The 1,571-nt window shown below is 70.1% G+C and carries 1 protein-coding gene; it reads right to left on the bottom strand.

Going from position 1 to position 1,571, the window contains the following annotated elements:
- Positions 1–1,571 (bottom strand): acetate--CoA ligase (acs, locus tag ACH4UM_RS41750; RefSeq protein ID WP_398191913.1); only part of this gene is annotated, 1,571 nt, incomplete at both ends.

Raw genomic sequence — 1,571 nt, forward strand, 5'->3', positions numbered from 1 at the left:
GCGCCCACCACGGCCGCCTCGGCGACCGAGGGGTGGGAGACCAGGGCGGACTCGACCTCGGTGGTGGAGATGTTGTGTCCCGACACGAGCATCACGTCGTCGACGCGGCCGAGGAGCCAGATGTCGCCGTCGTCGTCCTTCTTGGCCCCGTCGCCGGCGAAGTACCGGCCCTTGAAGCGGGACCAGTAGGTGTCGAGGAAGCGCTGGTCGTCGCCCCAGATGGTGCGCAGCATCGACGGCCACGGCTCGGTGAGTACCAGGTAGCCACCGCCGCCGTTGGGTACCTCGTTCGCCTCGTCGTCGACGACGGTGGCCGAGATGCCGGGCAGCGGGCGCTGGGCGGAGCCCGGCTTGGCCTCGGTCACGCCCGGCAGCGGTGAGATCATGATGGCGCCGGTCTCGGTCTGCCACCAGGTGTCGACGACCGGGGTACGGTCGGCGCCGATGTGCTTGCGGTACCAGATCCACGCCTCGGGGTTGATCGGCTCGCCGACCGAGCCGAGCAGGCGCAGGCTGCCGAGGTCGAACTTGGCGGGGATGGTCTCGCCCCACTTCATGAACGTGCGGATCGCGGTGGGAGCGGTGTACAGGATGGTGATCCTGTACTTCTGCACGATCTCCCAGAAGCGGCCCTGGTGGGGGGTGTCGGGCGTGCCCTCGTACATCACCTGCGTCGCGCCGTTGGCCAGCGGGCCGTAGACGATGTACGAGTGGCCGGTGACCCAGCCGACGTCGGCGGTGCACCAGAACACGTCCGTCTCCGGCTTGAGGTCGAAGACGGCCCAGTGGGTGTACGCCACCTGGGTGAGGTAGCCGCCGGAGGTGTGCAGGATGCCCTTGGGCCTGCCCGTGGTGCCGGAGGTGTAGAGGATGAACAGCGGGTGCTCCGCCTCGAACGCCTGCGGGGTGTGCTCGGCCGGCTGCCGCCCGACCAGCTCGTGCCACCACACGTCCCGCTCGCCGTTCCAGGCGACCTCCTGGCCGGTGCGGCGGACCACGAGCACATGACGGACGTTGTCCACGCGGTCGATCGCCTCGTCGACGGCCGGCTTGAGCGCGGACGGCTTGCCCCGCCGGTAGCCGCCGTCGGCGGTGATGACGACCCTGGCGTCGGCGTCCTGGATACGGGTGGCGAGCGCGTCGGCGGAGAAGCCCCCGAAGACCACGGAGTGCGCCGCACCGATCCGGGCGCAGGCCAGCATCGCGACCACCGTCTCCGGGATCATCGGCATGTAGATCGCGACCCGGTCGCCCTTCTCCACGCCCAGCTCCAGCAGGGCGTTCGCGGCCCTGGACACCTCGTCCTTGAGCTCGGCGTAGGTGATCGCGCGGTGGTCGCCGGGCTCGCCCTCGAAGTGGATCGCGACCCGGTCGCCGTGTCCGGCCTCGACGTGCCGGTCGACGCAGTTGTACGCCACGTTGAGCGTGCCGTCCCTGAACCACTTGGCGAACGGCGGGTTCGACCAGTCCAGCGTCTCGGCCGGCTCCTTGGCCCAGGTCAGCCGACGTGCCTGCTCGGCCCAGAAGCCGAGCCTGTCAGCCTTGGCCTGTACGTACGCCTCCGCCGTGAC

It is taken from the genome of Streptomyces sp. NPDC020801, assembly GCF_044334385.1.
In the GTDB taxonomy this organism is placed as follows: Bacteria; Actinomycetota; Actinomycetes; order Streptomycetales; family Streptomycetaceae; genus Streptomyces.